This window comes from Paraburkholderia sprentiae WSM5005, from assembly GCF_001865575.2.
GTDB lineage: Bacteria > Pseudomonadota > Gammaproteobacteria > Burkholderiales > Burkholderiaceae > Paraburkholderia > Paraburkholderia sprentiae.
The window spans coordinates 302,600-328,707 of the sequence record NZ_CP017561.2; the positions used below are offsets into that span (position 1 = coordinate 302,600).

The 26,108-nt window shown below is 63.3% G+C and carries 24 protein-coding genes and 1 pseudogene; 14 read left to right on the forward strand and 11 right to left on the reverse strand.

All coding sequences use genetic code 11. The annotated features are described in order from the left end of the window. The first annotated feature begins 29 nt into the window (after nt 1-29). The 4 genes from nagA to nagE all read left to right on the forward strand — a co-directional run bounded on the left by nagA (nt 30) and on the right by nagE (nt 6,702). Nucleotides 30-1,133 (forward strand): N-acetylglucosamine-6-phosphate deacetylase, encoded by a 1,104-nt coding sequence (gene nagA / locus BJG93_RS01475; RefSeq protein WP_027199601.1) that lies wholly within the window; start codon nt 30-32, stop codon nt 1,131-1,133. Next, the gene (locus BJG93_RS01480) at nt 1,117-2,133 is read left to right on the forward strand and encodes an SIS domain-containing protein (RefSeq protein WP_027199602.1); all 1,017 of its coding nucleotides are present in this window, start codon (nt 1,117-1,119) and stop codon (nt 2,131-2,133) included. Before nagA ends, BJG93_RS01480 begins: the two co-directional genes overlap by 17 nt. Before the next feature lie 11 nt (nt 2,134-2,144). Further along, nucleotides 2,145-4,751, forward strand: a complete 2,607-nt coding sequence (gene ptsP, locus BJG93_RS01485; protein ID WP_027199603.1) for a phosphoenolpyruvate--protein phosphotransferase — start codon at nt 2,145-2,147, stop codon at nt 4,749-4,751. A gap of 133 nt (nt 4,752-4,884) precedes the next feature. Next, nucleotides 4,885-6,702, forward strand: a complete 1,818-nt coding sequence (nagE, locus tag BJG93_RS01490) for an N-acetylglucosamine-specific PTS transporter subunit IIBC (RefSeq protein ID WP_027199604.1) — start codon at nt 4,885-4,887, stop codon at nt 6,700-6,702. 100 nt (nt 6,703-6,802) lie between these two features. Here the strand turns inward: nagE and cydB are convergent, their stop codons facing one another. The 4 genes from cydB to rpoH all read right to left on the reverse strand — a co-directional run bounded on the left by cydB (nt 6,803) and on the right by rpoH (nt 11,094). Then, nucleotides 6,803-7,939, reverse strand: a complete 1,137-nt coding sequence (cydB, locus tag BJG93_RS01495) for a cytochrome d ubiquinol oxidase subunit II (protein ID WP_027199605.1) — start codon at nt 7,937-7,939, stop codon at nt 6,803-6,805. 31 nt (nt 7,940-7,970) lie between these two features. After that, nucleotides 7,971-9,563, reverse strand: a complete 1,593-nt coding sequence (locus BJG93_RS01500) for a cytochrome ubiquinol oxidase subunit I (RefSeq protein WP_027199606.1) — start codon at nt 9,561-9,563, stop codon at nt 7,971-7,973. After that, nucleotides 9,553-9,813, reverse strand: a complete 261-nt coding sequence (gene cydP / locus BJG93_RS01505; protein ID WP_027199607.1) for a cytochrome oxidase putative small subunit CydP — start codon at nt 9,811-9,813, stop codon at nt 9,553-9,555. Before cydP ends, BJG93_RS01500 begins: the two co-directional genes overlap by 11 nt. Before the next feature lie 345 nt (nt 9,814-10,158). Next, on the reverse strand, nt 10,159-11,094 hold the full coding sequence (gene rpoH, locus BJG93_RS01510) for an RNA polymerase sigma factor RpoH (RefSeq protein WP_027199608.1): 936 nt from the start codon (nt 11,092-11,094) through the stop codon (nt 10,159-10,161). 346 nt (nt 11,095-11,440) lie between these two features. On the opposite strand from rpoH, the pseudogene BJG93_RS01515 reads away from it, so the two are divergent. Both BJG93_RS01515 and BJG93_RS01520 read left to right on the forward strand, forming a co-directional pair. Next, nucleotides 11,441-11,541, forward strand: a pseudogene (locus BJG93_RS01515) (acyloxyacyl hydrolase); the annotation flags it as partial. Nucleotides 11,542-11,582: 41 nt separating this feature from the next. Beyond that, entirely contained in the window at nt 11,583-11,966 is a 384-nt protein-coding gene (locus BJG93_RS01520; RefSeq protein ID WP_027199609.1) for a nuclear transport factor 2 family protein, read from the forward strand. A gap of 69 nt (nt 11,967-12,035) precedes the next feature. Here the strand turns inward: BJG93_RS01520 and ybiB are convergent, their stop codons facing one another. Continuing rightward, complete coding sequence (gene ybiB, locus BJG93_RS01525; RefSeq protein ID WP_027199610.1) at nt 12,036-13,007, reverse strand: DNA-binding protein YbiB; 972 nt, start codon at nt 13,005-13,007, stop codon at nt 12,036-12,038. Between the two features lie 232 nt (nt 13,008-13,239). On the opposite strand from ybiB, the gene BJG93_RS01530 reads away from it, so the two are divergent. Both BJG93_RS01530 and maiA read left to right on the forward strand, forming a co-directional pair. After that, nucleotides 13,240-13,938, forward strand: coding sequence for a fumarylacetoacetate hydrolase family protein (locus tag BJG93_RS01530; protein ID WP_027199611.1), 699 nt, complete (start codon nt 13,240-13,242; stop codon nt 13,936-13,938). 34 nt (nt 13,939-13,972) lie between these two features. Further along, nucleotides 13,973-14,617, forward strand: a complete 645-nt coding sequence (gene maiA, locus BJG93_RS01535) for a maleylacetoacetate isomerase (protein WP_027199612.1) — start codon at nt 13,973-13,975, stop codon at nt 14,615-14,617. A gap of 94 nt (nt 14,618-14,711) precedes the next feature. Here maiA and ftsY read toward each other — a convergent pair whose 3' ends face one another. Then, a complete protein-coding gene (gene ftsY, locus BJG93_RS01540; protein WP_027199613.1) occupies nt 14,712-15,872 on the reverse strand; it encodes a signal recognition particle-docking protein FtsY in 1,161 nt (386 codons plus the stop codon). A 250-nt stretch (nt 15,873-16,122) separates the two neighbouring features. Here ftsY and rsmD point away from each other — a divergent pair, with 250 nt between their 5' ends. Both rsmD and coaD read left to right on the forward strand, forming a co-directional pair. Then, nucleotides 16,123-16,737: a 16S rRNA (guanine(966)-N(2))-methyltransferase RsmD gene (gene rsmD / locus BJG93_RS01545; protein WP_027199614.1), complete on the forward strand. Its 615-nt coding sequence runs from the start codon at nt 16,123-16,125 to the stop codon at nt 16,735-16,737. Between the two features lie 108 nt (nt 16,738-16,845). Continuing rightward, the gene (gene coaD, locus BJG93_RS01550) at nt 16,846-17,355 is read left to right on the forward strand and encodes a pantetheine-phosphate adenylyltransferase (protein ID WP_027199615.1); all 510 of its coding nucleotides are present in this window, start codon (nt 16,846-16,848) and stop codon (nt 17,353-17,355) included. Between the two features lie 199 nt (nt 17,356-17,554). On the opposite strand, the gene BJG93_RS01555 is transcribed toward coaD, so the two are convergent. Then, on the reverse strand, nt 17,555-17,902 hold the full coding sequence (locus BJG93_RS01555) for a transcriptional regulator (RefSeq protein WP_026228530.1): 348 nt from the start codon (nt 17,900-17,902) through the stop codon (nt 17,555-17,557). Nucleotides 17,903-17,995: 93 nt separating this feature from the next. Here BJG93_RS01555 and BJG93_RS01560 point away from each other — a divergent pair, with 93 nt between their 5' ends. Together BJG93_RS01560 and BJG93_RS01565 are read left to right on the forward strand one after the other, a co-directional pair. Beyond that, the gene (locus BJG93_RS01560) at nt 17,996-18,553 is read left to right on the forward strand and encodes a hypothetical protein (protein WP_034479824.1); all 558 of its coding nucleotides are present in this window, start codon (nt 17,996-17,998) and stop codon (nt 18,551-18,553) included. A gap of 1,223 nt (nt 18,554-19,776) precedes the next feature. Continuing rightward, nucleotides 19,777-20,166, forward strand: coding sequence for a hypothetical protein (locus BJG93_RS01565; protein ID WP_231337421.1), 390 nt, complete (start codon nt 19,777-19,779; stop codon nt 20,164-20,166). A 109-nt stretch (nt 20,167-20,275) separates the two neighbouring features. Here the strand turns inward: BJG93_RS01565 and BJG93_RS01570 are convergent, their stop codons facing one another. Next, nucleotides 20,276-22,246, reverse strand: coding sequence for a hypothetical protein (locus BJG93_RS01570; RefSeq protein ID WP_063828930.1), 1,971 nt, complete (start codon nt 22,244-22,246; stop codon nt 20,276-20,278). 271 nt (nt 22,247-22,517) lie between these two features. Between BJG93_RS01570 and BJG93_RS01575 the strand changes: the two genes are divergently transcribed. Together BJG93_RS01575 and BJG93_RS01580 are read left to right on the forward strand one after the other, a co-directional pair. Next, a complete protein-coding gene (locus tag BJG93_RS01575; protein WP_154671880.1) occupies nt 22,518-22,706 on the forward strand; it encodes a hypothetical protein in 189 nt (62 codons plus the stop codon). Between the two features lie 469 nt (nt 22,707-23,175). After that, on the forward strand, nt 23,176-23,433 hold the full coding sequence (locus tag BJG93_RS01580; RefSeq protein ID WP_027199616.1) for a YfhL family 4Fe-4S dicluster ferredoxin: 258 nt from the start codon (nt 23,176-23,178) through the stop codon (nt 23,431-23,433). A 79-nt stretch (nt 23,434-23,512) separates the two neighbouring features. Here BJG93_RS01580 and hisC read toward each other — a convergent pair whose 3' ends face one another. From hisC to BJG93_RS01595, 3 genes are all read right to left on the reverse strand, one after another. Then, on the reverse strand, nt 23,513-24,592 hold the full coding sequence (gene hisC, locus BJG93_RS01585) for a histidinol-phosphate transaminase (RefSeq protein WP_027199617.1): 1,080 nt from the start codon (nt 24,590-24,592) through the stop codon (nt 23,513-23,515). 50 nt (nt 24,593-24,642) lie between these two features. Continuing rightward, nucleotides 24,643-25,248 (reverse strand): aminoacyl-tRNA hydrolase, encoded by a 606-nt coding sequence (pth, locus tag BJG93_RS01590; RefSeq protein WP_027199618.1) that lies wholly within the window; start codon nt 25,246-25,248, stop codon nt 24,643-24,645. Between the two features lie 149 nt (nt 25,249-25,397). After that, nucleotides 25,398-26,015: a 50S ribosomal protein L25/general stress protein Ctc gene (locus tag BJG93_RS01595; RefSeq protein ID WP_027199619.1), complete on the reverse strand. Its 618-nt coding sequence runs from the start codon at nt 26,013-26,015 to the stop codon at nt 25,398-25,400. Nucleotides 26,016-26,108 lie beyond the last annotated feature (93 nt).

Sequence of the window (26,108 nt, forward strand, 5' to 3'; positions counted from 1 at the left end):
CGCATACGCATCACGCACCAGAGAGACTCATGCTGACCGGAAACATACTCACCACCGAAGGGTGGATCCACGGCACGCTCGAATACGAAAACGGCCGCATCATGGCGCTGTCCGGCGAGCGCGCCGATCCGTCGACGAACGACGCACCGTACATCCTGCCGGGCTTCATCGATCTACACGTGCATGGCGGCGGCGGCGCCGACGTGATGGAGGCTGGCGACGCGATCGAAACGATCACGCGCACGCATGCGCGCTATGGCACCACCAGCCTGCTCGCGACGACGATGACCGCGCCGCGCGACGAGCTGATGAACGTGGTCGCCGGGCTCGGCAAGGTCACGCGCGTGCGCACGCCGGGCTGCGCGCGCGTGCTCGGGGTGCATCTGGAAGGGCCGTACATCAACCCCGGCAAGCTCGGCGCCCAGCCCGACGCGGCGGTATCGGCGGTGATGGACGAGGTGCTCAAGTATCTGTCGATTGCGCCGATTCGTGTCGTCACGCTCGCGCCCGAGATCGCCGGCCACATGGAGATCATCTCCGAGATGGCGGCGCGCGGCGTGCGCGTGCAACTCGGTCATTCGCTCGGCACCTACGACGACGCGGTCGCCGCGCTCAAGCACGGCGCATGCGGTTTCACGCATCTGTTCAACGCGATGTCGCCGCTGCATCACCGCAACCCTGGGCTCGTCGGCGCCGCGCTCGCGCACGCCGAATACGCCGAAATCATTCCCGACCTGCTGCACGTGCATCCGGGCGCGATCCGTGCCGCGCTGCGCGCGATTCCGCGCCTGTACGTGGTGACCGACAGCACGTCGGCGACCGGCATGCCCGATGGCGAATACCGCCTCGGCAGCCAGCACGTGACCAAGTGTCTCGGCGGCGTGCGTCTGGCCGACGGGACGCTCGCGGGCAGCACGCTGACGATGGATCAGGCGCTGCGCAACCTCGTTTCGATCGGCCTGCCGATCGCCGATGTATCCCACCGTTTATCGCGCTACGCCGCCGACTATCTCGGCATCGAGGACCGCGGCCGCATCGCGCGCGGTGCGTGGGCCGACGTGGTCGTATTCGACCGCGAGCTGGCGCTGAGCGCGACCTACGTCGAAGGAGAAGCGATTGTCGAATATGCTTAAGGAAGCGCTCGCGTCCGCCGCAACGGTCGCTGAGCAGCTCAAGGACACCTCGCGCGTCGCGGCGCTCGCCGCGAAGCTCGCGCAACAGCCGCGCCATGTCGCGCTGACGGTCGCGCGCGGCAGCTCGGACCATGCCGCCAGCTACTTTGCGTCCCTGACGATGAGCCGCCTCGGCGTGCCGGTCGCGTCGCTGCCGATGTCGGTCGCGACGCTGCAGCAAGCGCCGCTGCAGGTGCGCGATCAGCTTGCGCTCGCGTTTTCGCAATCGGGCAAGAGCCCCGACCTCGTCGGCACGATGAGCGCGCTGCGCGCGGCCGGCGCATTGACGGTGGCCGCCGTGAACGCGCCGTCGTCGCCGCTCGCCGACGCGTGCGAGTGGCATCTGCCGCTCGTCGCCGGTCCCGAACTGAGCGTCGCGGCGACCAAGAGCTATATCGCGATGCTGTCGATCTCCGCGCAGCTGGTCGCGCATTGGCAGAACGACGCCGAGCTGCTCGGTGGGCTGGGTACGCTGCCCGATGCGCTGGAGCGCGCGGGCCGGCTCGACTGGTCGATGGCCGTGAAGGAGTTGCGCGGCGTCGAGCGGATGATCGTGATTGGCCGCGGCCTTGGCCTCGCGATCGCACAGGAAGCCGCGCTGAAGCTGAAGGAAACCTCCGGCATTCAGGCCGAAGCGTTTTCGAGCGCGGAAGTGCGCCATGGCCCGATGGAGCTGATCGACCGCGACTATCCGCTGCTCGTATTCGCGCCGCGCGGACCGGAGCAGGCCGGTCTGCTGCAACTCGCGCATGACATGCGCGCGCGCGGTGCACGCGTGCTGCTCGCGGCGCCGGACGACATTGCGGAGGCCTCGCTGCCGCTCGTCGCCACCGCACACGCGGCGCTCGATCCGATCGCCGCCATCCTGTCCTTTTACGTGATGGCCGCGGATCTTGCCGCAGCGCGCGGGCGCAATCCCGACGCGCCACGCCATCTCAACAAAGTCACCGAAACTCACTGACGAGAATGACGATGCGACGTGTCGAGAAGTCCAAGCTGATGAGCCATTCCGAAGATCACATCGTTTTGCTTGCACCGCTGACCGGTCCGGTCGTGCCGCTCGCGAAGGTGCCGGACCCGGTGTTTTCGGGCGGCATGTTCGGCGACGGCATCGGCGTCGATCCGCTCGAGGGCCGGCTCGTCGCGCCATGCGACGGCGTCGTCACGCATCTGGCGCGCACCGGCCACGCGGTGACGCTCGAAAGCGCCGAAGGCGCGCAGATTCTGCTGCATATCGGTATCGACACGGTCGGGCTGAACGGCAAGGGTTTCGCGCCGATGGTCGGGCAGGGCGCGCACGTGCGCGCCGGCGACGTGCTGATCGAGTTCGATCAGGATCAGATCGCGCTCAATGCGCCGAGTCTCGTGTCGGTCATCGCGATTGCGAATTCGGATGCATTCGAGATCATCGAGCGTGCACCGGCCGGCCACGCGACGGCCGGCGAAACGCCGCTAATGGTGCTGCGCGCGCGCGATGGCGTCAGCCATGACGCGGTGCGCGAGGCGAGCGCCGCGCACGTCATGGACGAAGCGCGCCGGCAGATCACGCTGACGCACCCGGGCGGCCTGCATGCGCGGCCCGCGGCGCGAGCGCGCGAAGCGGCGCGCGGCTTCGACGCGCGCGTCGAGGTGCGCTACGACGGGCGCAAGGCGCCGATCGAAAGCGTGGTGGGTCTGCTGGGACTCGGTGCCGGCGAAGGCGCGAGCATCGAGCTGCTCGGCGTCGGACCGCAGGCGCAGGCGGCGGTCGATGCGATCGCTGACGAACTGACGCGCGAAGCGCACGGCGAGGTCGAGCAGATGCGCGAGCAGAAGCCGGCGCGGCAAGCGACAACAGCGGCGGCAGTCGTTGCGGCGCCCGCTGCGGGCGAGCCGCTCGCGCCGAATACGCTCGCTGGCGTGTGCGCGGCGCCGGGCGTCGCGCTCGGCAAGCTGGTGCGCTGGGACGACGCGGATCTCGATCCGCCCGAACACGCGAGCGGCACCTCGGCGGCGGAGAGCCGTCTGCTCGACAAGGCGATCGCGACCGTCGACGCCGATCTCGACACGATCGTGCGCGATGCGTCGCAACGCGGCGCAGTCGGCGAGGCGGGGATTTTCGCGGTGCATCGTGTACTGCTCGAAGATCCAACGCTGCTCGACGCCGCGCGCGATCTGATCAGCCTCGGCAAGAGCGCCGGTTTTGCGTGGCGCGAGGCGATCCGCGCGCAAATCGGCATCCTCAGTAACGTCGAGGACGCGCTCCTCGCCGAGCGTGCCGCCGATCTGCGCGACATCGACAAGCGCGTGCAGCGCGCGCTCGGCTACACCAGTAGCGCGGCCCGCACGCTGCCGGACGAGGCGGTGCTCGCGGCCGACGAATTCACGCCGTCGGATCTGTCGTCGCTCGATCGCACGCGCGTGACCGGCCTCGTGATGGCACGTGGCGGCGCGACCTCGCACGCGGCGATTCTCGCGCGTCAGGCAGGCATCCCGGCGCTGGTCGCGGTCGGCGACGCATTGCATGCGATTCCCGATGGCACTCAGGTGGTGGTGCATGCGAGCACCGGTCGCCTCGCCTTCGCGCCGACCGAGCTCGACGTCGAACGCGCCCGCCGCGAACGCAGCCGCCTCGCCGACCTGCGCGAAGCGAATCGCCGCACGTCGCAGCAGGCAGCCGCGACCGCCGACGGCCGCGCGATCGAAGTGGCCGCCAACATCGCCACACTCGACGACGCAACCGCCGCCGTCGACAACGGCGCCGACGCGGTCGGACTGCTGCGCACCGAGCTCCTGTTCATCCACCGCGCGGCCGCACCGAGCGCGGACGAGCATCGTCAGAGCTATCAGGCGATCGTCGATGCGTTGCGCGGCCGTACCGCGATCATTCGTACGCTCGACGTCGGCGCGGACAAGGAGGTCGACTATCTGACACTGCCGCCCGAGCCGAACCCCGCGCTCGGTCTGCGCGGCGTGCGCCTCGCGCAGGTGCGCCCCGATCTGCTCGACGACCAGCTGCGAGGCTTGCTGGCCGTGCGTCCGGTCGGCGCGGTGCGCATCCTGCTGCCGATGGTCACCGACGCGGGGGAACTGATCCGCATCCGCAAGCGTATCGACGAGCTCGCACGCGAAGCGGGCAGGACGGAGCCGATCGAAGTGGGCGCGATGATCGAGGTGCCGTCGGCTGCATTGCTCGCCGATCAGCTCGCGCAGCACGCCGACTTCCTGTCGATCGGCACCAACGACCTGACGCAATACACGCTCGCGATGGACCGCTGCCAGCCCGATCTCGCGGCGCAAGCGGACGGCCTGCATCCGGCGGTGCTGCGCCTGATCGCGGCGACCGTCGAAGGTGCCGCGAAGCACGGTAAATGGGTCGGCGTGTGCGGCGCGCTGGCCGGCGACCCGCTCGCGATGCCGCTGCTCGTCGGTCTCGGCGTGACCGAGCTGTCGGTGGATCCGGTCTCGGTGCCGGGCATCAAGGCACGCGTGCGCACGCTCGACTATCAGCTGTGCCGCCAGCGCGCCCGCGATGCGCTGGCGCTGGACTCGGCGCAGGCGGTCAGAGCCGCGAGCCGCGCCGCTTGGCCCCTCGATTAAACCGTAACGAACTTGGAGAACCCCCGCGCCGCGCGCCCGGCAGCACGTCTGCCTTCGCGCGCGCAGCGATTCGCCAGCTGGCTGCACCACTCAACCAAGACGTACCCCTACGAGACAAAAACTGGAGATACCGATGGATGGAAATCCGTTTCTGAAGATTCAGCGCCTGGGACGCGCGCTGATGCTGCCGATCGCCGTGCTACCGGTTGCCGGCCTGCTGCTGCGGCTCGGCCAGCCCGACGTGTTCAACATCAAGATGATCGCCGATGCGGGCGGCGCGATCTTCGACAACCTGCCGCTCCTGTTCGCGATCGGCGTGGCGGTCGGCTTTGCGAAAGACAATAACGGCGTCGCCGGTCTCGCTGGCGCGATCGGCTATCTGGTGCAGATCGCGGTGATGAAGGACATCAACGACAAGCTCAACATGGGCGTGCTGTCGGGGATCATCGCGGGGATCGTCGCGGGGCTGCTGTACAACCGCTACAAGGACATCAAGCTGCCCGACTACCTTGCGTTTTTCGGGGGCAAACGCTTCGTGCCGATCGTGACAGGCGTGGTCTGCGTGGGGCTAGGCATCGTATTCGGCCACGTGTGGGAGCCGGTGCAGAACGCAATTGACGTGGCCGGCCACTGGCTGACGACGGCCGGCGCGTTCGGCGCGTTCGTGTTCGGCGTGCTGAACCGGCTGCTGCTCGTCACGGGCCTGCATCACATCCTCAATTCGCTGACCTGGTTCGTGTTCGGCACGTTCACGCCGGCGGGCGGCGCGCCGGTCACGGGTGACCTGCACCGCTTCTTCGCGGGCGACCCGACCGCGGGCACCTTCATGACCGGCTTCTTCCCGGTGATGATGTTCGGCCTGCCGGCCGCGTGTCTGGCGATGTATCACGAGGCGCCGAAGGAGCGTCGCGCGATGGTGTTCGGCCTGCTGTTCTCGATGGCGCTCACGTCATTCCTGACCGGTGTGACGGAGCCTATCGAGTTCAGCTTCATGTTCCTCGCGCCGGTGCTGTATGCGATCCACGCGCTGCTGACGGGGTTGTCGCTCGCGATCTGCTCGGCGCTCGGGATTCACCTCGGCTTCACGTTCTCGGCGGGCTTCATCGACTACGTGCTGAACTTCGGTCTGTCGACCAAGGGCTGGTGGGCGATTCCGATCGGCGTCGCGTATTCGGTCCTGTACTACGGTCTGTTCCGTTTCTTCATCCGCAAGTTCAACATGGCGACGCCGGGCCGTGAGCCCGCCGCCGCCGACGAACAGGTGGAGTCGTTCGCGGCCGGTGGTTTCGTCGCGCCGGTGGCCGGCGCGGACGTGCCGCGTGCGCGGCGTTATATCGCGGCGCTCGGTGGCGCGGCGAATCTGTCGGTCGTGGATGCGTGCACGACGCGTTTGCGTTTGTCGGTCGTCGATGCGAACAAGGTTTCGGAGAGCGAGCTGAAGTCGATCGGCGCGCGTGGCGTGCTCAAGCGCGGCACGAACAGCGTGCAGGTGATCATCGGACCGGAGGCGGACATCATCGCCGACGAGATGCGGGCGGTGATCGCGCAGGGTGAGGGCAGCGCGGTGAAGGCGGCGGATGCTGCTGCCGTGTCGGCGCCAGCTGATGGTGCTGCAGCTACCGTTGGCGCGCCGGCCGCGCAAAACGCTGAGCCGGCTCCCGACGCACAAGGCGGTCCGCTCGATCCCGATCCGCTGCGCTGGCTCGCCGTGCTCGGCGGTGCTGGCAACGTGGTGTCGCTCGATGCGGTCGCGGCGACGCGTCTGCGAGTGGTCGTGCGCGATCCGTCGGCGGTCGATCGTCAGCGCCTCGCGGCGCTCGATACCGCGTGGGTCTCGACGAACACGTTCCATATCGTCGTCGGCGAGGCCGCGCAGCGGTATGCGCAGAAGCTGGCCGAGCGCCTGTCGTCGCAAGGCGGTGGCGCGGGCGCGGCGCCGGTGCCGGCGTGATCGATTGATGGCTGTCGAGCGCTGTCGAGTCGCGCAGCTGTCGCAGCGCGGCATTAAAAAAGCGGCACCTCGTCCCGAGGCGCCGCTTTACCCGTGCCGCTCAATACATCGAATGATGGTTTTCCTTGATCGCCGCGGCGGTCACCTTGCCGCGCATCACCCGATATACCCAGCCCGTATAGAGCAGGATGATCGGCAGGAACACGATCACCGCGAACAGCATGATCTCGAGTGTCATGCGGCTCGACGTCGAATCCCACAGGGTCAGACTGCTGCGGCCGTCGAGCGACGAAGGCATGATGAACGGGAACATCGAGAAGCCAGCGGTCAAAATCACGCCGATGACCATCAGCGATGTCGACAGAAACGCCGTCGCCTCGAAGCGCGAACGCGCGAGCAGCGCCGCGAGCACCCCGCCGACGAGCCCCGCGAGCGGCGCAATCGCCATCCATGGATAAAGCGCGTAGTTGGTCAGCCATAACCCCGGCGCGCCGATCACGGTCTTCATCAACGGATTGGAGACGGCGTCGAACGGCGGCGCATCGACGATCTGATAGCCGCCGATCATCGTCGCGACGAGCGCGCCCGCGACCACGAACAGCACCACCACGCACAGCGCCGCGAGCCGCAGCGCCTTCGACGCGCGCTCGTGGACCACGCCATCGGTCTTCCACTTGACGAACGCGGCGCCGTGCGCAGTCAGCATCGACACACTGACAAGACCGGTCAGCAACGCGAACGGATTGAGCAGGCCAAAGAAGCTGCCGTGATAGGTGACGCGCAGATCGGTATCGAACGAGAACGGCACGCCTTGCAGCAGATTGCCGAATGCGACGCCGAACACGAGCGCCGGCACGAAGCCGCCGATAAAAAGGCCCCAGTCCCACGCGGTGCGCCAGCGCGGGTCGTCGCGCTTGCCGCGATAGTCGAAGCCGACCGGGCGGAAGAACAGCGCGAACAGCACCAGCAGCATCGCGAAGTAAAAGCCCGAAAACGATGCCGCGTAGGCGAGCGGCCACGCGGCGAACATCGCGCCGCCCGCGGTCACGAACCACACCTGGTTGCCTTCCCAGGTTGCGCCGACCGTGTTCACGACGATGCGGCGCTCGGAGTCCGTTTTGGCGATGAACGGCAGCAGGATCGCCGCGCCCATGTCGAACCCGTCGGTGAGCGCGAAGCCGATCAGCAGTGCGCCAATCAAGACCCACCAGATCAGTCTGAGAGCTGCGTAGTCCATCGGGGTTCCTCCGAAGCGGTGTAGCCGTGAGTTACGCGGCCGTGTTCGAGAGCGACGGCGTCACCGGCTGTTCGGTCTCGTGGTAATAGCGGCCCGTATGCAGCGACGAAGGGCCGAGCCGCGCGTACTTGAACATCAGCATTATCTCGATGACGAACAGCCCCGTGTAGAACAGCACGAAGCCGCCAATGCTCAGATAAAGATCGCGTGGCGTCAGCGTCGACGCGGCCAGATTGGTCGGCAGTATGCCCGCGATGCTCCACGGCTGGCGGCCCATTTCGGCGACGATCCAGCCGAGCTCGGCGGCGAGCCACGGCAACGGAATCGCGATGACCGCCCAGCGCAGGAACCAGCGACGCTTTTGGAGCAGCAGCGTGCGCTGCGCGCAGAACCAGAATGCGAGCACGAAGGTCGCGAGGAATAGCAGGCCAAGGCCGACCATCACGCGAAACGAGTAGAACAGCGGTAGCACCGGCGGAATCGTGGCTCTGGCCGCGGCGGCGATCTGGTCTGGCGTCGCGTCGGTGACGTTCGGCGTGAACTGCTTGAGCAACAGGCCGTAGCCGAGATCGTCCTTGTACTTGTCGAAGGCGGCATGCGCTTCGTCGCTCGCGTCGCCTCCCTTCAACCTTTGCAGCGCCGAATAAGCGAGCATGCCGTCCTTGATGCGACCTTCGTTTTCGGCGATCAGGTCGCGCAGGCCGACCACGGGCTCGTCGAGCGAGCGGGTCGCGATGATGCCGAGCGCATACGGCACACGGATCGCGTAGTCGGTGCGTTGCTCCTTCTGGTTCGGAATACCGAATATCGTGAACGGTGCCGGCGCGGGCGCGGTCTCCCATTCGGATTCGATCGCGGCGAGCTTGGCCTGTTGGACTTCACCGGTGCGATAGCCGGATTCGTCGCCGAGCACGATCACGCACAGCGCCGACGCGAGACCGAAGCCGGCGGCAATCGCGAACGAGCGCAGCGCGAACTCGGTGTCGCGGCGCCTCAACAGATACCACGACGACACGCCGAGCACGAAGATCGCCGCGGTCACATAGCCGGCCGACACTGTATGCACGAACTTCACCTGCGCGACCGGATTGAAGATCACCGAGCCGATGCTGTCGAGCTCCATACGCATCGTCTGGTAGTTGAACTTCGCGCCGACCGGATTGTTCATCCAGCCGTTGGCAATCAGGATCCACAGCGCCGACAGGTTCGAACCGAGCGCGACACAGAACGTGACGATCAGATGCTGGATTTTTGACAATCTGTTCCAGCCGAAGAAGAACAGGCCGACGAACGTCGATTCGAGGAAGAACGCCATCAGTCCTTCGACGGCGAGCGGCACACCAAAAATGTCGCCGACGTAATGCGAGTAATAGGCCCAGTTGGTGCCGAACTGAAACTCGAGGGTGAGGCCGGTTGCGACGCCCATTGCAAAGTTGATCGCGAACAGCTTGCCCCAGAACTGCGTCATGTCCTTGTAGATCTGCTTGCCGGTCATCACATAGACGGACTCCATGATGACGAGCAGCCAGGTGAGACCGAGCGTGAGCGGCACGAACAGAAAGTGATAAAGCGCCGTGATGGCGAACTGGAGCCGCGACAGTTCTACGACTTCGCTAACGGGCATGTCGATTACCTCGGGACGGATGCGGGACAGGCACCGACAGCAGCGCCTGCGCGACCTGCTCAGGCGGCAGCATCATGTGCTCCGCCTGCGGATGATTGAAGAATGTGAACTTGAGCGTCATCAGCAGTGCGAACTTGATGGCGAGGATGATGGCGATATCGCGCGCCAGCGTTGGACCGCGCACCCACCTGGTGAACCGGCCGCGCCAGCGCGACCGGACAGTGCTGCTGCGATTGAGGGCTATGGTCATGATCGGTCGAAGACGACTTCACGCCGGTGACTCCGGCCGGATCCAGACCGCCATGGCCGTCAGGCAGTCTGGCGAATGCATGCCGATTGTAGGAGATGAACCTTGCGCGCTCAGGTTTAGCCATGCGGCGTCAGGTCGCGAAACTTGCCGCGTTCGCGAAGTATTGCCACCGGACTTGCGATACGTCAAGAAAGGCTTACCGGCCTCGCTCGTGAGACCGTGGGTGTGCCGCCACGAACGCGCGGCCGCGCAAACGGAAGAATGGACGAAAACAATGAAAAAAGCCCCGCCGTCTTGCAAGGGCGGGGCTTTGAGCGCCAGTTACGCGCGCATGGGTTCGACGCTTTATGCGTATTCGGTCAGCGCGCCGCGCATCTTCTTCATCGCGCTGGCTTCGATCTGGCGGATGCGTTCGGCCGAAACGCCGAACTCGTCGGCCAGCTCGTGCAGCGTCGAGCCACCTGAGCCGTCGTCGGCCACCTTCAGCCAGCGCGCTTCGATGATGCGGCGGCTGCGCGGATCGAGCGCGTCGAGCGCGCTTGCGATGCCGTCGCTTTGCAGCCGGTCGCGCTGACGGGAAGCGAGCACGGCGGTCGGCTCGTTGTGCGAGTCGGCCAGATAGGCGATCGGTGCGTACGATTCCTCACCGTCCTCGACCTGACCTTCGAGCGCGATGTCGCCGCCCGACAGACGCGTTTCCATTTCCGCGACCTCTTCGCGCTTCACGTTCAATTCCTTGGCGAGACCGTCGATCTCGTCCGGCGTGAACGCGCCGAGACCTTGCTTGTGGCTGCGCAGGTTGAAGAACAGCTTGCGCTGCGCCTTGGTGGTGGCGACCTTCACCATGCGCCAATTGCGCAGGATGTATTCGTGGATCTCAGCCTTGATCCAGTGCATCGCGTACGACACGAGGCGCACGTTTTGCTCCGGATCGAAGCGCTTGACCGCTTTCATCAGGCCAATGTTGCCTTCCTGGATCAGGTCGGCGTGCGGCAAACCGTAGCCGAGGTAGTTACGCGCGATGGACACGACGAGTCGCAGGTGCGACAGCACAAGGCGGCGCGCCGCCTCCAGATTGTCGTGTTCGCGAAACTCGGTGGCGAACTGGCGTTCTTCCGCCGGCGTCAGCATCGGAATCCGGTTGACCGCCTGAATGTAGGCGTCGATGTTGCCCAGTTGACCGGACAGCAGCGAGAAATGCGAGAGCGCCAGTGCACCTGCCGGAGCGGCCTTAGCCGACGACGGGCTCAGAGTACTCGGAAGGGTCATTGCATGGCTCACGTGTGAAGCTCCTTTGGAATCAGACAAATAGCGGACTCAATAAACGACTTCAGCGATGGATGTTAGCACTCTGATCCGCCGAGTGCTAATGATTAGAGGTCGCAGCGCTATCTAAGTTCCCGAAAATCCTATTGAGTTTCGCCTTTCGATAGTCATCATACGCTATATTTGGCTTGCCGGTTTGACCCATACAAAATAGCAATCGGGGCCGCATCGTTCACATATTCGGCTTGGTTCTGCCTGTTTATAAGAGAATAACTTCGTGTCTCACTGCATCGCTCGTGCGATTGACGCTCTTGAACTTGCGCGGAAAGTAAAGCAAGCAGTCGCTTAATAATCGCCACCTCACGACGCCGGCTATCGCTTCGGTGCGAGTCCAATGGCGGTATCAAAGAGCCGAATCCTGGTATAAATTTCAGCCAGCTGTGTTTGCAGTATCACTTCTGACGGTGGCCGCCTGCGGCTTACGGTGTGCGAGGGTCTATGCAATGGCGGCAAAGATGATCGAAGCGATTCGCGGGCTCGAGCGAGAGCGTTTTCGCGCGATGGTCGACGGCGATGGACAATCGCTCGACACACTGCTTGCGGACAACGTGAGCTACGTCCACACGAACGGCAAGCGCGAGACGAAACGGCAATTCATCGACGGCATCGTCGCGGGGCGCCGCCGTTATCGGCAAATCGAGGTGCAGTCGCAGGACGTGTTGCCGGCCGGGCGCGAGACCTACGTGGTCACGGGCCGCGCGCTGATCGAGATGGAGGCGAACAACGGCGCGCTGCTGTTTCCGATTGCCTATACCGCGATTCATACGCAGGAAGACGGGCAGTGGCGGCTGATCGCATGGCAGGCGACGCGTTGCGCGCTGGAGTGAGATTTGACAGAGCCCGACATGCCTCGTGAGCGTGCCCGCGGCGGCAGCGCAACGGCAACCCGCGCGCCGTCAGCCCGCCGTCTTCGCGATGTCGACGATCAGCTCGACCTGCCGCTCGATCGCGCCCGGCACCGGCGCTTCGCCGCGCAGCACGGTCGCGATCCAGGCGGCCGTGGTCGCCGCGTCGCGGGCCTCGGGCAGTTCCACGTCGGGCGCATCGGCCGACGAGCGTTCGTGCGGCAGCCGCGTCTCGCAGATGCCATCATGCAGCCAGTCGACCTGCACCTGCCGGCGCGTATCGGCGACCGCCTCGCCTTCGGTGCCGCGCGCGAGCAGCGCACCGCCGACGGCCGCATCGGGGTGCGCGATGAACAGCTGCGTGAGGCTGTCGCGATACGGCGGATGCGTGTAATTGACGAGCCGCAGTCCCGCGGGCGCGAATGGCTGCAGCAGCTTCACGAGCGTATGCGTCGAATTGCGCACACCCATGCGCCGGCGCAGCGCGAGCAGGCGCGCGAGCTGGGGCGCGAGTACCTCGATCGATGCGAAGGCGACGCGCCGCTCGTCGAGTCCAGCCTCGATCTGTGCGTGCGACTGCGCATGGGCGATGCGCAGATGCGTGAAAATTTCCGCGCTCGTCACGCGACCCGGATCCTCGGTGACGCCATGCACGAGCACCGGCACCCCTTCGCGCGCGAGCAGCAGCGCGAGCAACGGCACCAGATTCGGCTGCTTGCGCGCGCCGTTATACGACGGAATCGACACTGGCCGAAACGTGCCGGGCGGCAGCCGTACCGGCTCGAACGACGCGTGTGCGACAGCCAGCATCGCGGCGAGTTCGTCGGCGCTTTCGCCTTTCACGCGATAGGCGAGCAGCACCGCGCCGAGTTCGAGATCGTCGACGCGGCCGTCAAGCATTGCGGTGTAGAGCGCGCGGGTGTCGTCGGCGCTCAGCGCGCGCGCGCCGTTCGGCCCGCGGCCGATTTCCTTGATGAAGCGGGCACAGGGGAAGCGGGCAGTGGTATCGGTGGAGTCGGTCATCGGGCGCAAGAGGCGGGTCGGGTGCCGCGCTAGGGCGGTTGCTACACCATTTGGGGAGCTATTCGGTGTGAGTATCGCATTCTATGGCGAGCGGGACGAACAGGAACGAAGCGGGAACGAAGCGGGAACACAATGACGCGCAACAGCACGCCTACGCGCCCTCGCACCGTGTCGCGCGTTACACTCGATGTTTCTCGCCGCCTGGCGGCGCCCATCGGAAACGGAGAACGGGATGAGTTACGTATTTGCACCCGCGCCGCGGGTCGCGGTGCCGGTCGTAGGGTCGAGCGAACAGTTCGCGGTGCGGCGCATCTATTGCGTGGGACGCAACTACGAGGCGCACGCGCGCGAAATGGGCCACGACCCCGACCGCGAGCCGCCGTTCTTCTTCACGAAGCCGTCCGATGCGATCGTCTACGTCGCGCCGGGCACGACCGGCGAATTCCCGTATCCGTCGCAAACGAAAAACGTCCATTTCGAAATGGAAATGGTCGCGGCGATCGGTGAGGGCGGCAAGGACATCCCCGTCGAGCGCGCGCTCGACCACGTTTACGGCTACGCACTCGGTCTCGACATGACGCGGCGCGATCTGCAAGGCGAAGCGAAGAAAATGGGACGTCCGTGGGATACCGGCAAGGGCTTCGATCACTCGGCGCCGCTCGGCCCCATTCATCCGGCCGCGACGGTCGGTCACATCGGCAAGGGCGCGATCTGGCTATCGGTGAACGGCGAGGACAAGCAGCGCGCGGATGTGTCGCAGCTGATCTGGTCGGTGGCCGAGACGATCGCGTACCTGTCGACGTTGTTCGAACTGCGGCCCGGCGATCTGATTTTCACCGGCACGCCGGAAGGCGTCGGCGCGGTCGTGAAGGGTGATCTGATGAAGGGCGGCGTGGACGGACTCGGCGAGTTCAGCGTACGCGTCGTCTGAGACGGCTTGCGGGCAGGTGGAGGAGGCAGACGACATGAAGCTCTACAGCTATTTCCGTAGCTCGGCGTCGTATCGCGTGCGCATCGCGCTGAACGTGAAGAACCTGCCGTACGACTACGTGCCCGTGCACCTCGTGCGCGAAGGCGGCGAGCAGCTGAAGCCCGAGTATCGCAAGATCAACGCGGACGGTATCGTGCCGACGCTCGCGGACGGCAGCCATTTGCTGCCGCAGTCGCTCGCGATCATCGAGTATCTGGAGGAGACGCATCCCGAGCCGCCGCTGCTGCCGAAGGCGCCGCTCGACCGTGCTTATGTCCGCTCGGTGGCGCTGCAGGTCGCATGCGAGATTCATCCGCTGAACAATCTGCGCGTGCTGCGGTACCTGAAGCACACGCTGCGAGTCGAGGACGACGCGAAGGACGCGTGGTACCGGCACTGGATCGACGCGGGCTTCGCGACGCTCGAAACGTACCTCGCGGGCGACGCGCGCACTGGCAAGCTGTGTTTCGGCGACACCCCGACGATCGCCGACGCATGCCTGATTCCGCAGGTGTTCAACGCGCAGCGCTTCAAGGTCGACACCGCAAAGTTTCCGACGATCCAGCGCATCTACGATCACGCGATGCAACTCGACGCGTTCGCGCGCGCGGCGCCCGGCGTGCAACCGGATGCCGAGTGACGGCGGGATGGCGTGATGGACTGACACGTCGATGGTGGCTTGAAACGAAAAAAGGGCACTCGACGGAGTGCCCTTTTCCCTATGTTCGCCGCGGTCAGCCGCCCAGCAGCGCGTCGGAAAACTCCTCCGCGCTGAACGGCTGCAGATCTTCGACCTTTTCGCCGACACCGATGAAATACACCGGAATCGGCCGCTGCCGCGCGATCGCCGCGAGAATGCCGCCTTTCGCGGTGCCGTCGAGCTTGGTGACGATCAGACCGGTGACGCCAAGCGCGTCGTCGAACGCCTTCACCTGCGTGAGCGCGTTCTGGCCGGTGTTCGCGTCGATCACGAGCAGCACTTCGTGCGGCGCGCCGTCCTGCGCCTTGCCGATGACGCGCTTCACCTTGCGCAGTTCTTCCATCAGATGCAGCTGGGTGGGCAGGCGGCCGGCCGTGTCGGCCATCATCACGTCGATCTTGCGCGCACGCGCAGCGCCGACCGCGTCGAAGATCACCGCGGCAGGATCGCCGCTTTCCTGCGCGACCACGGTTACATTGTTGCGCTGGCCCCAGATGGCGAGCTGCTCGCGCGCGGCGGCACGGAAGGTGTCACCGGCGGCGAGCAGCACCGACTGGTCAAAGCTCTGCAGATGCTTTGCGAGCTTGCCGATGCTCGTGGTTTTGCCTGCCCCGTTGACGCCGGCGATCATCATCACGAGCGGCTGCGCGCGGCCGAGCATCAGCGATTTTTCGAGCGGCGTGAGCAGCTCGACGAGCAGCGCGCGCAGCGCGGTTTTGACCTGCTGCGGCTCCGTCAGGCGTTCGCTGCGCACTTTTTCGCGCAGCGCTTCGAGCAGGAATTCGGTCGCCTCGACGCCGGCGTCCGACATCAGCAGCGCGGTTTCGAGTTCCTCGTACAGGTCTTCATCGATCTTGGCGCCGACGAAAATGCCGGTCAGATTCGAACTGGTTTTCGCGAGTCCGCTCTTCAGGCGCGTGAGCCACGAGCGCTTCGCGCCAGCGTCCTGCACGGGCGGCGGAACGATTTCCACGGTGTTCATCGCGGCGTCTTGCGGGTCGGGCAGCGGCTCGATGAAGGTCGTGACCACAGGCGGAACGGCGGCCGGGCCAGGCTCGGCGGGTTGGACGGGCGCAACCGGCTCGACCGAGGCGGCCTCGGCCGCGGGCGTCGCGCTGCCTTGCGCCGCCAGCGATTCGTCCGCGGCGGTATCGGACTCTTTCGAACCCTTGAATCGTTTGAAAAAGCTGAACATGATCTGACGTATTGGAGAGCGCGCCGATGCGCGCAGCCGGCATGGGACCGACGAAGCGGTGGGCAGCGCCGGGATGCGAAAAGCCTGGGCGCTGGCAGCCGCACATTTTATCAGGCGTGCCGCGGCGCGTCGTATCGGCCGCTCGGCCAGGCTGGACGCGCGCCGGCCCTGTGGTAACGTGGGCGCTCCGGCCCGCGCGCATCGGCGTCGCGGGCGTGTTCATCACTTAGCTCAAATCGCACGATTCTGCATGCCTCGTTTAGCACCTTCGCGCGCCGCTGGCGCCTCGTCCAAAAGCGGCAAGCCGCATGCCATTCGCATCATCGGCGGCGACTGGAAACGCACGCCGCTGCCCGTGCTCGATCTGGACGGCTTGCGCCCGACGCCCGACCGCGTCCGCGAAACGCTGTTCAACTGGCTCGGCCAGCGCCTGGACGGCCAGCACTGCCTCGATCTGTTCGCCGGCAGCGGCGCGCTCGGCTTCGAGGCCGCGTCGCGCGGCGCGGCGCGGGTGCTGATGGTGGAGCGCCATGCGCGCGCCGCCGGCCAGTTGCGCGCGAACCAGCAGCGGCTCGATGCACGCATGATCGAAATCGCCGAGGCGGACGGCTTGCGGCTTGCGGCGAGTCTCGCGCCCGGCTCGTTCGACGTCGTGTTCCTCGATCCGCCGTTCGATGCGGATCTGCTCGGCAAGGCGCTCGCAGTGGCCGCACCGCTCGTGCGCGCAGACGGCTATCTGTATGTCGAGGCCGGTGAAGCGCTCGAACCGGCCGCTCACGAGCCGCTCGCGGGCTGGGCGGTCGTGCGGGAGGGCAAGGCGGGCGCTGTGCACTTTCATTTGCTGCAGCGCGAAAATAAGGAATAATGCGCGTTCCAAAAAAGGGCCGGGCGGTTTATCGTCATCCGCGCCGGTGCCAAATGCGTCGCGTGGACGCTTGGACGTGCCGTTTCGTCTGAAGAGAGGAGAAGTCTTATGGTAGTCGCCGTGTACCCGGGCACGTTCGACCCGCTGACGCGCGGTCACGAAGACCTCGTTCGGCGCGCGTCGAGCATTTTCGACACGTTGGTGGTGGGTGTGGCCGACAGCCGAGCCAAGAAGCCGTTTTTCACTCTCCAGGAGCGTCTCGCTATTGCCCATGAGGTGCTCGGCCACTACCCGAACGTCCAGGTAATGAGCTTCAAGGGGCTGCTCAAGGACTTCGTACGGACCAACAACGCGCGGGTGATTGTCAGGGGCCTGCGCGCGGTGTCGGACTTCGAATACGAGTTCCAGATGGCGGGCATGAACCGCTATCTGCTGCCCGACGTCGAGACGATGTTCATGACGCCGTCCGATCAGTACCAGTTCATCTCGGGCACGATCGTGCGCGAGATCGCGCAGTTGGGCGGCGACGTCAGCAAGTTCGTGTTTCCCTCGGTCGAAAAATGGCTGAAGGAGAAAGTCGCATCGCTGGACCCGCAGGACGGCGCTCAGGCGACGTGAGTCTGAGTCGCGTGAACGGCCGGTTTTGACGGATCAAAACCGGCCAGGCCCCGGTGATCAGCGACGAGCGCATCAGTTGGCTGTTCTAAGCAATGTTGAATTGCGTCTTATTGACGGCGAACGTCGACACCGATGCACCTGCTCCAAACGGCAGCTTCTTCTAGCCGGATAGGGCCGACCTGAACGACGCACAGCAAGGTCAGCTACCCTTCGCGGCTTTGGTGAATGCCTCGGCAAGTTTGTCAAAGTGTCGGAGGGCCGCGGGCGTTAGCTCGACCTGTTTGCGGCGAGCGTCTTCGGTGTCGTTGAGCAGGAGCCAGCCCTTTTCGCGCATTGAGGTGATACGGGCATGCAAGGTCGCCGGCGACCCGAGCGCACTTTGAGCCATCATGTCTCGAACCGAGAGCCGCTCGTTTTTTTGCCTCATGCGAGCAACAAACTCCAGGATTTTTTCTTCGAGCGGATCGAGCGCAGGAAGTGAGGGAAGACCGCGCAGTGCTTCGGTCAGTTGAAGAAATCGAAGATAGATATCAGCAGGGCGGGTCATGACCATCGCTCCAACGAAAACGCCGCTCATCCGAGCGCGGAAAGCGAACCGTGATGCTGCCCAGCGGCAACCGGGCTTCCCCATTTTATCTTCATGTCTAGCTTACGTTTACATTTCCTCTCAGTCGCAGGCACGGCCATCGTGTTCGTGTTCTCGCTCTGGATCAATCAGGAACTCTTCACGCATACCGAGTTCGTCAGGGGCGTGAACTGGATCTACCTGCCGTCAGGCGTCAGACTGCTGAGCACTTTGCTTCTGGGCGGCGATGGCGCAATGGGCTTGCTCCTGGCGAGTTGGCTCGTCGACTTCTTCTACTTCTTCCCGCACGACCCTGTTCGATCCATCGCCGGCGGAATCATCGCTACGGTGGCCCCTTATGCGGTGTATCGCCTCGCGAGGGAGTGGTATGGATTGAATGCTTTGCTGACCAACCTCACAGCCAAGCGACTACTCATACTAGCGCTCGCTTATTCGATCGCGAATCCGCTGTTGCATCACATCTGGTTCGCGTTGCAGGGGAACACGCACGACCTTGTTCAAAGCTTCTTCCTGATGTGCGCCGGCGATCTGGCCGGCGCGCTCATCGTGTTGTACGTCGTGAAGGTCGTTCTCGCGCTGCTGCGGATACAAGGAGCTTCGCGCGCCGGATAGGGGCGCGACGTGCTCGTAGAGGCTCGCCCAGTCGACCGCGAGTAGCGGAATCGTCGGGTCTTTCCGATACCAGTACGCAACAAACCGCGCCCATCCCCCGAGGAATATTCCCTTGCCGGAACTCAGCAGGCACGGAGGGCGCGCGACGGGGGGAACCAGCATGCGCGGCGTTCGCGCCGCCAAGATTTCAAGCGCATCCGGCGATTTGCGTGACGCCTCCAGCGTGTCTTCACCGTCGCACAGGTATCGACGCACCTCTTCCGCTACGCGTGTGCTACGAAGTTCCAGGTAAGAGGCGCGAACTTCATCGAGTAGTGAACGAGGCACCCACGGATAATGGGCGCCACCTGGTCCTTCCAGCGCAGCGCGCCTGACGAAGTCAGGAAGCGCGCCCAACGTTGTCTCGCTGCCGAGCAACGCATCTTGAAAGGCGGGATAGCACGCGAGCCATGGAGCCGGCGCGCGTTCCACTGGCCGGCGCGCCGATGCCCACCGGATCGTGTGGACAGCGCCTTCGGTTCCAGCCTGTTCTCTCCGATTCATCGCTATAAAAACCATATCAATATGGGCGTTGCACTATATTCTTGTCGCGCCTGACATAAAGCCTTGCATGGGTTATCGGTCGCGTCGCGCCGAACTTTAGGGCATCAACTGGATTTTCCTGTCGTTCGGTGTTGGGCTTCTCACCACGTTGCTGGTTGGGTTCGATGGTGCAATCGGCCTGCTGCTGCTTGCCGGATTACCGACTTTCCGTACTGGTTTGCGCATGACCGGGTGCGCAATAGCTATTCCCACGTGTGGAATCGCATGTTCAGCATTCAGTCGGCGTTAAACAGCGCAGACACCAGGCAATTTGCAACTAAGCCTATCTGATCGAGGAGCGACGCGGTTTATGATCCCGGCGTGCGATTGCACGAGCGTGCGGGAGGCGGAAAAGCCTTGATGATTCGCTCGATGATAAACATGGAAGGGTGGTTTACTGCAATGTCTAGCTTACGTTTGCATTTCTGGTCGATCACTGGGACTCTGATCGCGTTTTTGGTCTCGCTGTGGATCAACCAGGAGGTGTTTACTCACACCTCTTTCGTTCGAGGCATAAACTGGATTTTCCTGCCATCCGGTGTTCGGCTTCTCAGTACGTTGCTGCTGGGGTTCGATGGAGCCATCGGATTGCTGCTTGCTGGTCTGATTACCGACTGTCTGTACTGGTTTCCCATGACCCGGTGCGTGCAATCGCAGGCGCCTTTCTCGGGTCTCTGGCACCGTATCTGGTCTACCGTTTTGCGCTCGAGTACTACGATCTGCGTGCATCACTGACGAACCTGACGCCGAAGCGGCTACTAGTTCTGGCTGTCGCCTATTCGATAGCGAATCCGCTGTTTCATCACCTGTGGTTCGCGCTGACCGGTACGACGAGGAACTGGTCCGAAAGCTTCTTGAGCATGTTTGTGGGCGATCTGACTGGCGCGCTAATCATGCTGTATTTGATGAAAGGGATTCTGGCCTCGTTGCCGAAACAGCCGAACAATTCCCGCATGTCGAATGGCATGTTCAGCATTCGGTCCGCGTTAAACAGCGCATATACGAACCAGTTGGCAACCAAGCCTTCCTGATCGCGTGCACTGGAAATGCCGACCTCCGCATGGTCGAAGAGATGACAGGGAAAAGCGGCGTTCTCTAAAACAAACGCCGCTTGCACTCGATATCAGATGCTTCGTAGGATCAGTCGCTATATCCCCAATACGCTCCGAGCGAGATCGGGCCATAGTGCGAATCCAGTTCGACGTTCCGATCGTTGCCAGAAGAGAGCGCGGCGAAAGAGCAGGCAGTCGTGCAACCTTGAACGCCGTTCTGATCAACGCCGGCCGTCACCGACGTGGAATAGATCCCCGAAGCTGCGTAGCCGGTGCCTTGCCCGTAGCCCATCATGTTGTCAGTCGGCGCCGAGCCTTGTGTGCTGAATATGGCATCCGTTACAAGCGGCGCGACATTGAGGCCGTTGACGAGATTCGACCAGGACAGATTGACTGAACTCAGTGCTCCGGCCTTTGAGCCGCTTGGATTGAGCAACGAATTGGCCGTGTCCGCCGATATCGTTTGCCACGGGATGCTGGCGCCGTTAGATGCGGCGATGTTCGGCGTAGGATTGACGACGCTGGTCTGTCCGATCTGTGCGCCAGACGCATCGTAGAAGGTCACGGTATAAGTGGCGAACTGCGGTACGGAGCTCACGTCGATGGGCTGCGACTCGTACTTCTCCCCGAGGTTCTGGGTGCTTGGTACGAAAGTGCCCGTAACTCCTGGCAAGGTCTGCCATGACCATCGGTGACCGTACGCTTGCGTGTCGGAGGTCAAGCCGCCGGTCGGCACGCTCGTTTGAGGAGCGCGGGCAATCGACAGCAGACTCGTGCCGGCTTGTGCCGGCAGCACATAGTAGATCGTTCCGGTGATCCCTGGGCCGGTAACAGACGCCGAAGCGAGGTTTGCCGGGTTAGGCGTGCCCGCCGCACCGAGCGGGATCATGATTTGAATTCCGGACTCGTAGCGCGATACGTTCGAAGGCCAGGTATCGTTGTCGAGTGTCTGCCGTCGCTGGATAAACGATTGGATATTGACGTTGTATTGCTGCTGGTTGCCGATGATGTCCCAGCCGTTTGCCGTCTGCTGCGCAACCGTGTATTCGAACCCCGCCGCGCCGCCGGATGTTGTATAGGGAAGAGCGATCAACGCTTGCTGAGCTGCGGCTGTAAAAAATTCGAGGATTTTGGGCACTCCCAGCGTAACCCCGGACGCCGCAAGGGATGGATGCGCGAGCGGGAAACTGGTGAACCCGTTCTCCTTATAGTTCGGGTCGACGGCTTGCGAGCACGATGCTGACGAACCGGCTAGACACTGCGTAAGAGCCGCATACGTCGTGCCGAGCAAATTGCCCGTCGCGGGCGGCACCGGTAGGGGTGCAGTTACGCTTGCGCTCGAATTCAATACCAAGTTTGCGGACGAATTCGGATTGGCGTTGGAAATCAATTGAAGACCGCCAGAGGACCCGGTCGCGGGAATGACCTGTACGGCATCGATCACTGCATCAGGGCCAGTCTGGTTTGTAGTGAAAGGCGTGCCAATCGGATCGAAGCTTTTCCAATCAACATTGTTGGCACTCAGGATGCCTGATACGGCCGCATTCAGGGTTTTTACAGCACCAGCGACAGATGCAGGCGTAACAAGCGTTGACAGGGTTTTGCTATCGGCCAGGTCGAACGGATTGCCGCTTTGCGTCATCAGCGCCGAAACAGCGGTTGTCAAAGTCGTGACGTTAGCAATGACCGGGCCGGATGAACTGGTAGGGACACTTGCCACGACAGACATGAGCGGTTGTGTGGCTCCGGCAGGATCCGTAGCAACGATGGCAAACGGTGCGGTGAGCCCGGCCAGCGGCACCTGATAATTGCCGTTGGCATCCGCCGTTGCCAACACGCTCTTGCCGGTCGTATCGGTGACAGTGACGTTGGCGCGGCTAATGGCTCGGCCGACTGCGACGGTTCCGCTCAATGATGTGGGTGCAACTGCGGCCGGAGCGCTGCTACTTGCCGACGGCGAATTGGAACCGCCACCACCACCGCACGCGGCAAGCGTTGCGGCAGCAACTGCGCACAGAGTCAAACGTGCGATCCGAGGTTTTCGAAGAGAAGCTTTCATAATTTGTTATCCTAATTGAACTAATTGCCCTGCCTGCTGTGGACGATGATTTGATTCAGATCGGATGGTTGCCCGTTGATTTCATGCCGGCTTTCCTTCTTTGTTAATCTGCTCAGCCCGTTGTCAAGTGACGGGGATTTTCAAAACGTTATAAAAAACATATCGATGCGGGCGAGAACAGGCACGCTCGTTTGTGTGGTAACGGCCGTCGGGCAGCGAACTTTAGGGCTAGATAAAAATTTTTGCGGGTTGAGGCAACGAACACGTCAGCGTGGCAAGTTCGTCGCTTGCCGTCTTCGGGCAGGTTGCCAGCAAGGCGCTCAAACAAAACGAGCCAATCAACTGCAAGCAGCGGTATGGTCTTGTCGTCGCGGGACAAATAGGCGAAGAAGCGCTGCCAGCCGTCGCGATCTCACATCAAGCCGTGTTTTTGCCACAAACAGGAATGCGTCGACGCTGACCGCCAAGGTGGTCCTCGCTTTCCGAAGTCGCGGGTATTTCACGAGTCGCGAGAAGACTTGGCTGAACGTTTGACTCCAGCGATGAAAGGAGGAGCCGATGATTGACTGGTCGGTCTGTTGACTTGACTCTGTGCCGATTGATACGACGCCGAGCGTTGGGCTGACGACTACAAGCTTTACCGATAGCAGTTCACCTTCCTCGCGAAAAAGCGGAAAATTCGGAAAAACTGCTCCGTCCCTAACCCGAGTCCGTTCTAGCTTTCCCGAGGGTAATCGAGTACCTCGCGTGCGCTGGGTCGAACCGGCTGCTCATGGTCCCCCATGCTATCTGGACTTTGCGCTGCTCAATTTGCAACGCCTATGCAACTCAGCCGCACACGCAAACGTGACTCTGGGCCATCATGCGCGACCGTCGATAGGCTGAAAAAGCTATAATGTATTGTTTTCTCTAGGAAAGTTGGTGGCAGCATGGCCTTGATGATTACCGACGAGTGCATCAATTGCGACGTCTGCGAGCCCGAGTGCCCGAACGACGCGATTTCGATGGGCCCCGAAATCTATGTGATCGACCCCAAGAAGTGCACCGAATGCGTCGGTCATTTCGACGAGCCGCAGTGCATTCAGGTGTGTCCGGTCGAGTGCATTCCGCGTGATCCGAACCACCGGGAAACGCGCGAAGGCTTGATGGCAAAATATCACGCGTTGCAGGCTGCCAAGGGCGGCTGAAGTTCGCAGATGACGCACAAGAGAAAACGGCGAAGGCTTGTGAGCCTTCTCCGTTTTCTTTTGGGGGGCGGCGTTTCCGTTATCCGACGTAAGTGCTGAAAATGCCGCGCAGTGCGTCGAGCAACACATCGCATTCAGCGTCGGTGCCGACCGAGATCCGCAGATATTGGTCAATGCGCGGAGCGTTGAAATGCCGCACGAAAATTTCCTTTTCCCGCAACTGCGACGCGAGCGTCGCGGCGTCGTACCGTTCATGCCGCGCAAACAATAGATTCGCGGCCGACGGTACCACCTCAAAGCCGAGCGCGGTCAATTCCGCCGCGAGCCGTTCGCGGCTCGCGATCACCTTTGCACAGCATTCGCGAAACCACGCGTCGTCTTCGTAGGCTGCGGTAGCCGCGGCCTGCGCGAGGCGGTCGAGCGGGTACGAATTGAAGCTGTTCTTCACGCGATTGAGCGCATCGATCAGCGCCGCATCGCCGAACGCAAAGCCGACCCGCATGCCGGCGAGCGAACGCGACTTCGACACTGTCTGCACGACGAGCAGATTCGGATAGCGGTCGATCAGCCCAATCGCCGACTCGGCGCCGAAGTCGACATACGCTTCGTCGATGACCGTGACCGCATCAGGATGGCTCGCGACGAGGCGTTCGATTTCCGCGAGCGGCAGCGGCCGGCCGGTCGGCGCGTTCGGATTCGGAAACAGGATGCCGCCATTGGGCACCGCGTAGTCGTCGACGTTGATCGCGAAGCGGTCGTCGAGCGGGACGGTCCGGTAGTCGACCTCGAACAGCTTCGCGTAGGTCGGATAGAAGCTGTATGTGATGTCGGGAAACAGCAGCGGCTTGTCATGCTTGAGCAAAGCCTGAAACGTCAGCGCGAGCACTTCGTCCGAGCCGTTGCCCGCGAATACCTGATCGGCGCGGATGCCGTGATACGCGGCGACCGTTTCGCGCAGCTTGCGCGCGCTCGGATCGGGATAGCGGCGCAGTGCGTCGGCCGTGTCACCGAGCTCGCGGCGTATCGCGTCTAGCACGCGCGGCGACGGCGGATACGGATTCTCGTTGGTGTTCAGCTTCACCGGATGCGCGAGCGCGGGCTGTTCGCCCGGCACGTACGGGGTCAGACGGTGAACGATGTCGCTCCAGTAGCGGCTCAAGCGATTCTCCTCGCGAGGTCGATTGCGGGTCTCGATAGAAATGGCGCGCGTTAGCTGTTGTTGCGATGCAGTTGCATCATCGCGCGTTCCAGCTCGCCTTTGATGACCTGCGGCATCACCGCGAGCGCACGTTCGATCGACGCGTCGATCACCTCTTGCTCTTCGCGCCGCGGCGGCTTCAGCACATAGTTCGCGACGTCCGGCTTCGCGCCGGCACGCGCGCTTTCGGGGATCAGATCGCGCGGATGGCCGATGCCGATCCGCAGCCGCCAGTATTGCTGCGACGACAGATGCGCGCTGATGTCCTTGAGCCCATTATGGCCGCCGCTGCCGCCGCCGAGCTTGAGCTTGACGCTGCCGGGCGGCATGTCGAGCTCGTCGTGCGCGACGAGGATCTCGTCGGGAAGGATCTTGAAGAACTGCGCGAGCGCGACGACCGATTGGCCAGAGCGGTTCATATACGTCTGGGGCTCGAGCAGATGCACTTCCTCGCCATGCAGCCGCGCCTTTGCGTAAAAGCCGTGGAAGCGCCGCTCGTCGCGCAGCGTCGTGCTTGCCTCCCGCGCGAGTTGATCGACCAGCCAGAAGCCAGCGTTGTGACGCGTCGCGGTATATTCGGCGCCCGGATTGCCGAGCCCGACGATCAGCTTGATCATGATTGCGTGAGTCCACCAGGTCCGGAAGGGAAACGCTGCCGGACTAAAAAAGCCGAAAAAAAACCCGCCAGGGCGAACCTCGGCGGGTCACATCGACCGTTTCATCGGAAACGGATCGAGAGGATTGCTTGCTCCGAACCGGAAGGCTCTTAAGCAGCCGGCGTTTCGCCGCCTTCAGCAGCAGCAGCGTCTCCAGCGATTGCGCCAGCCGGAATCGTTGCAGCAGCGACCACCGGGTTTTCCGCGTCGACGTGGGCGACGAGCGCCACACCTGCCGGCAGCGGGATGTCCTTCGCGTGAACCGATTGACCTGCTTCGATCTTCGCGAGGTCGACTTCGATGAATTCCGGCAGTGCCGACGGCAGGCACTCGATTTCGATTTCGTTGAGGATGTGCGAGATCACCGCGCTCGACAGCTTCACTGCCGGGTTGGTTTCCTGGTTCAAGAAGTGCAGCGGCACCTTGGTGTGCAGTTTCTTCGACGCGTCGACGCGCTGGAAGTCCACGTGCAGCACGAGCTGACGGAACGGGTGGTATTGCACGTCACGCAGCAGGACCTGTTGCGACTTGCCAGCCACTTCCAGATCGAGGATCGACGAGTGGAAAACTTCTTTCTTCAGCGCGTGCCACAGGGCGTTGTGATCGAGTTCGATCAATTGCGTGTCAGCACCAGCGCCATAAACGATACCCGGGGTCTTGCCCGAGTTACGCAGGCGGCGGCTCGCACCCGTACCTTGCAGGGAACGCTCGAAAGCGACTACTTTCATGTTGAATCTCCAATGCACTGCCCGCGACCAGGCAGTAAACACAGGGCCTCGAAGCCGTGATGGCTGAGGCCCGGGATAGCGGCACGAACCTTC

What these genes read in the sequence shown, in the direction of transcription:
- nagA (WP_027199601.1), top strand. Translation starts at nt 30, where the DNA reads ATGCTGACCGGAAACATACTCACCACCGAAGGGTGGATCCACGGCACG.
- ptsP (WP_027199603.1), top strand. Translation starts at nt 2,145, where the DNA reads ATGCGACGTGTCGAGAAGTCCAAGCTGATGAGCCATTCCGAAGATCAC.
- nagE (WP_027199604.1), top strand. Translation starts at nt 4,885, where the DNA reads ATGGATGGAAATCCGTTTCTGAAGATTCAGCGCCTGGGACGCGCGCTG.
- cydB (WP_027199605.1), bottom strand. Translation starts at nt 7,939, where the DNA reads ATGGACTACGCAGCTCTCAGACTGATCTGGTGGGTCTTGATTGGCGCA.
- BJG93_RS01500 (WP_027199606.1), bottom strand. Translation starts at nt 9,563, where the DNA reads ATGCCCGTTAGCGAAGTCGTAGAACTGTCGCGGCTCCAGTTCGCCATC.
- cydP (WP_027199607.1), bottom strand. Translation starts at nt 9,813, where the DNA reads ATGACCATAGCCCTCAATCGCAGCAGCACTGTCCGGTCGCGCTGGCGC.
- BJG93_RS01520 (WP_027199609.1), top strand. Translation starts at nt 11,583, where the DNA reads ATGGCGGCAAAGATGATCGAAGCGATTCGCGGGCTCGAGCGAGAGCGT.
- ybiB (WP_027199610.1), bottom strand. Translation starts at nt 13,007, where the DNA reads ATGACCGACTCCACCGATACCACTGCCCGCTTCCCCTGTGCCCGCTTC.
- BJG93_RS01530 (WP_027199611.1), top strand. Translation starts at nt 13,240, where the DNA reads ATGAGTTACGTATTTGCACCCGCGCCGCGGGTCGCGGTGCCGGTCGTA.
- maiA (WP_027199612.1), top strand. Translation starts at nt 13,973, where the DNA reads ATGAAGCTCTACAGCTATTTCCGTAGCTCGGCGTCGTATCGCGTGCGC.
- ftsY (WP_027199613.1), bottom strand. Translation starts at nt 15,872, where the DNA reads ATGTTCAGCTTTTTCAAACGATTCAAGGGTTCGAAAGAGTCCGATACC.
- rsmD (WP_027199614.1), top strand. Translation starts at nt 16,123, where the DNA reads ATGCCTCGTTTAGCACCTTCGCGCGCCGCTGGCGCCTCGTCCAAAAGC.
- coaD (WP_027199615.1), top strand. Translation starts at nt 16,846, where the DNA reads ATGGTAGTCGCCGTGTACCCGGGCACGTTCGACCCGCTGACGCGCGGT.
- BJG93_RS01555 (WP_026228530.1), bottom strand. Translation starts at nt 17,902, where the DNA reads ATGACCCGCCCTGCTGATATCTATCTTCGATTTCTTCAACTGACCGAA.
- BJG93_RS01560 (WP_034479824.1), top strand. Translation starts at nt 17,996, where the DNA reads ATGTCTAGCTTACGTTTACATTTCCTCTCAGTCGCAGGCACGGCCATC.
- BJG93_RS01570 (WP_063828930.1), bottom strand. Translation starts at nt 22,246, where the DNA reads ATGAAAGCTTCTCTTCGAAAACCTCGGATCGCACGTTTGACTCTGTGC.
- BJG93_RS01580 (WP_027199616.1), top strand. Translation starts at nt 23,176, where the DNA reads ATGGCCTTGATGATTACCGACGAGTGCATCAATTGCGACGTCTGCGAG.
- pth (WP_027199618.1), bottom strand. Translation starts at nt 25,248, where the DNA reads ATGATCAAGCTGATCGTCGGGCTCGGCAATCCGGGCGCCGAATATACC.
- BJG93_RS01595 (WP_027199619.1), bottom strand. Translation starts at nt 26,015, where the DNA reads ATGAAAGTAGTCGCTTTCGAGCGTTCCCTGCAAGGTACGGGTGCGAGC.